A 4,080-nucleotide genomic window follows, 5' to 3' on the forward strand; every position below is an offset into this window, starting at 1 on the left:
CGAACTGCCGACATCCTGCTTGTAAGGCAGGCGCTCTCCCAGCTGAGCTAATCGCCCCAATTTTGGTGACCCATACGGGATTCGAACCCGTGTTACCGCCGTGAAAGGGCGGTGTCTTAGGCCGCTTGACCAATGGGCCGTAGCGCAATAACTATAATACATGGACTAGCTTTACTTGTCAAATGGTTTTTTAAAATTAACTCCCTTTTCTTGTTAAGAGAATCACAGTAGTAATAATTAAAGCAAACCCCAGAATATCGAGCCCAACAAAGACTGTATTCAACCAAATTGCGGAGAACAAGGCCGCTGCAACAGGCTCCACACAGGCGATCATGCTGGCCTTAACCGGCCCGATATCACTAACACCCTGTAGATACAAGGTAAAGGATAATACCGTTCCGATCACGATCATCGCCAGCATTGCCAAAAACACATGCCAATCTAAAGAAACATGAATTCGCCAAGGTCGAACTAAGATAAGCAAAACTAATCCGCCCATAAGCATACCGCAGCCTGTCACGACAATACTTCCCCACCTGCTGATAATTCCTCCCGGAATTATCGTATAAAGCATCAACCCTAAAGCAGACATTAGCCCCCAAAAAAGACCCTGAGAAGAAATTACCAGGTTACTGAGGTTGCCATGAGTAGCCAATAGAAAGGTGCCGACAATGGCTAAAACAATAGCAATACCTTCTGTCTTCGTCGGCAACCGCCGGTCGATTCCGCACACAAAGATCATAATCAACAATGGTCCTAGATACTGTAGCACAGTCGCTGTTCCCGCATTGGTGTACGATATGGCCAGCAAATAGGTATACTGGCAAAAAATAAGGCCAAATATACTAAAGCCAATGAGTGTCCAGCGGTCCTTTTTGTTACTGAACAGCCCCATCATTGCCTTTTTATATTTAAATAAAACAAAAAGGCATAAGATCAGCCCCGCCGTAAACATCCGTACAACGGTAACCCAATGAGGATCGATTCCCTTTACAGAAAAAAGATACTGTCCGCAGGCGCCGGAAAATCCCCAGCCAATCCCGCCAAACAATGTAAATAGTGCCCCTCGAACAGGTTTTGACTTGATACCTAGGGTCGCTTCTTCCTGCTTAATAACACCAATGTCACTCATAATTCCCCTTCTACCACTCACTTCTATAATGGCACTTTTCTTTGCCTCAATCTGGAATTTTTTCAAAAATCCTTCTATATAAAGAATAATAAAGTTATCTCAATTATGTAAACTCCTCATTTTTCATACGTTCCCGTCTTATGATTTTGGTCATTTCTTTCTGATGCTTCTCACAATAGATTTTCCAAGCAAATTTCTCAGGATGATTAATACAATATCTCGCTATTCGCGCATTCACAGGTTTTTGGCAAAGACAACAACGAATATCACCATGCTTCGGCCTCTCTTGCATTCTCATCTTGCGGAGGCGAGCGGCATATTCATTACGAATCCCTTGGTCTTTAACATTGTTTCTATATACAGCTTCATGGATATTAAGGACCTCTTCATCACTTAACACTACTGGTTGAGTCTGAGTCAGCTTCATAATCGAAGCCAAAAGATCAATATCATAAAAAACCGAACCTAGAAAGACTTTCAGCTTACTACGGCAGTTAAACGTCACATAAGAAAATACAGGGATGTTTTCCTCAAGTTCCGCTTGCTGTCTTAAAGCCTCAATTCGCGTTTGGTTTCCTAGGAGAGGATTAGGAAAGGTTTTTACCCGCCAAGTGATCATCTGATACCACTTCTGATCATTCTCTTCCCCGACAATCAAGCCTGCCAAATTGTATGCCTCAATAATAAAAAGTCCATAGGGAGAGACTAGGAGATGATCGATCTGTTCATATCCCTTCTTAGTATTTAACAGCACATTGCTTATGAGTTTAAAGCATCGTGGCAAATGAGAAAGCTCCACTTCCAACTTATATTCGCCAATCTCATCCTTCCTCTGCTTTTTACTCCGCAGAGACTCTCTTTTTCTTATGGAACCTTTAAAATAATAATTAGTTCTATATTTCCTGCACGCGAGAGTTTCTTCATGAATCTCCGGCTGTGGTGCATTAATTTTCTTCTCTTCTTTTCTCCTTCTAAAAAACAAGGGATCATCCTCCTTTTGCCCATCGGTCGTCCAAGAGTAGCTACGATGCCACTATTTTAACACAAATGAAAAGGGAATAACTATTCTATATGTGATTATCCAGTAAATGTCATGTAATTTCCACGTATTACATATACTTGAATGAAGGAACTTTAGGTCTTGATGTCGAAACTAATTGAGTCGAATCATAATATCAAAATATGTGAACCATAGAGTAAAGCTGAACCTGGATATATCTAGGGCGGGGGACTTTTTTATGGGGTGAATCGCGTATCTCACGCGTAGGGCTCACACTTTGCCCGAATCCGTCAACTAACCTCGTAAGCTAAGAAAGGTGTTAAAGCATGCGTTTTAGGGAAAAACTGTCTCAGTTTCGAATTGCTTCAACTGACCAAGTTCAAAAATTTGCTAAGAACGTTCCTTGGAAATCTCCACGAGTGATTGGTTCATTATCTGCAACCCTGGTTTTAGCAGGTGGCTTAAGTTTTTATCTTCTATCAACTACCTCAGTAGCTGCAGTGATGATTAACGGTCAGCAAATGGGTTATGTAGATAATGTTAATAGCGGTCAGGTCCTTGTGGATACCTTCCTTCAAGAAAAAGGCGAGCCATACGGTGTGGTTGCCAAAACCCGTGACCAAATCGCTTATGAAAATGTACGAATCAAGAATTCTGCCTATGAGGCCTCGATGATCAGCGAGGAGGTATTAGCTGAATCCTTAAATTATTATCTGGAAGGCTACAAAGTCGTTGCAGACGGTACTCCGATAGCTTATCTGCCCAGCCAAGAGGATGCTGAAAAGCTCCTTAAGGAATACGAACAGTATTATTCTAAAGCAAGCGATGAGAATCAAGTGACCTCCGTCAGCTTCGCGGAAGAAGTGAATATCGAAAAAGTATCTATCAAACCTGATCAAATGAACCAAGTGGGCCAAGCCTATGAAATGCTCATCGAAGGCAAGGTCACATCCAAGGAATATAAAATTGAGAAAAATGATTCCTGGTGGTTAATCGCTCGAAAAAACAACATGTTAACTGAGGAAGTTCTAGCAGGAAATCCCGGAACCACCGAAGACTCAGTGATTAAACCAGGTGAAATTATTAATCTTGTTACGGTAGAGCCCTATCTGACCGTATTAAGTCAAGGTACATATTCTGGGGAGGAAATAATCCCCTATGATGTTGTTACAAAGACAGATTACAAACTCAGTCCTGGGCAAACGAAGGTTATCACCAAAGGAGACAATGGTTCAAAGTTTGTCACCTATTCTTATGAGCAAAGAAATGGGGTAGAAGTAGCTAAGAAAGTCTTGGATGAGAAAGTTACCAAAAAACCTGTTGATGAGGTTGTTGCTAAAGGGCCCCGTAAACAAACGACCACAATCGCCATGGCAACTTCTCGAGGTAGCGCCGATGGTTCTTCCGTAGTGGAACGCGCTCTCAGTCTTCAAGGAACCAGCTATGTATTCGGAGGAACTTCCACCAGCGGCTTTGATTGCTCAGGTTTTACTAAGTATGTATACTCCGGTGCCGGAGTATCCCTCCCTCGAACCTCCTACGATCAATTTAGTTCCGGATCTGCCGTCAGTAGTGATAACTTACAATCAGGAGATTTAGTATTTTTCAGCACCTATGCTCCCGGAGCATCTCATGTAGGAATTTATATTGGCAACGGTAAATTTGTTCACGCTTCCAACCCCGGTAGTGGGGTAAAAATTTCCGGAGTCAGCGATAGCTACTACGGTCCCCGTTATCTTGGGGCACGTCGATACTAAGATGAAACCTTAAATATCATCAATACAAGCTATTAAAAGGGGAGTTGCTAGCCGAACAGGTATTGTTCGTTTAGCAACTCCCCTTTTTAGATGCTTCGCTTCTTTAAGCTTTCTTAGGTGAACCGAAGAACGCGCCGATAAACATTAATACTGCAAAAATACCCAGATAATAAGCAACTGTAACAAGACCA

Annotated in this window: 3 protein-coding genes, 1 tRNA gene and 1 riboswitch; of the genes, 1 reads left to right on the forward strand and 3 read right to left on the reverse strand. The window is 42.2% G+C overall.

Annotation, left to right across the window (positions count from 1 at the left end; genetic code table 11):
* Window positions 1-63: 63 nt before the first annotated feature.
* From AAC978_RS16125 to AAC978_RS16135, 3 genes are all read right to left on the reverse strand, one after another.
* Window positions 64-139, reverse strand: a tRNA-Glu gene (locus tag AAC978_RS16125).
* Window positions 140-196: 57 nt separating this feature from the next.
* Window positions 197-1,132: a DMT family transporter gene (locus AAC978_RS16130; RefSeq protein WP_341549101.1), complete on the reverse strand. Its 936-nt coding sequence runs from the start codon at window positions 1,130-1,132 to the stop codon at window positions 197-199.
* A 103-nt stretch (window positions 1,133-1,235) separates the two neighbouring features.
* Window positions 1,236-2,114, reverse strand: coding sequence for a nuclease-related domain-containing protein (locus tag AAC978_RS16135; protein ID WP_341549102.1), 879 nt, complete (start codon window positions 2,112-2,114; stop codon window positions 1,236-1,238).
* A gap of 208 nt (window positions 2,115-2,322) precedes the next feature.
* A riboswitch (cyclic di-AMP (ydaO/yuaA leader) is annotated at window positions 2,323-2,456 on the forward strand.
* 2 nt (window positions 2,457-2,458) lie between these two features.
* Here AAC978_RS16135 and AAC978_RS16140 point away from each other — a divergent pair.
* Complete coding sequence (locus AAC978_RS16140; protein WP_341549103.1) at window positions 2,459-3,889, forward strand: NlpC/P60 family protein; 1,431 nt, start codon at window positions 2,459-2,461, stop codon at window positions 3,887-3,889.
* Window positions 3,890-4,080: the final 191 nt, after the last annotated feature.

This window comes from Desulfitobacterium sp. THU1 (genome assembly GCF_038181555.1).
GTDB lineage: Bacteria > Bacillota > Desulfitobacteriia > Desulfitobacteriales > Desulfitobacteriaceae > Desulfitobacterium.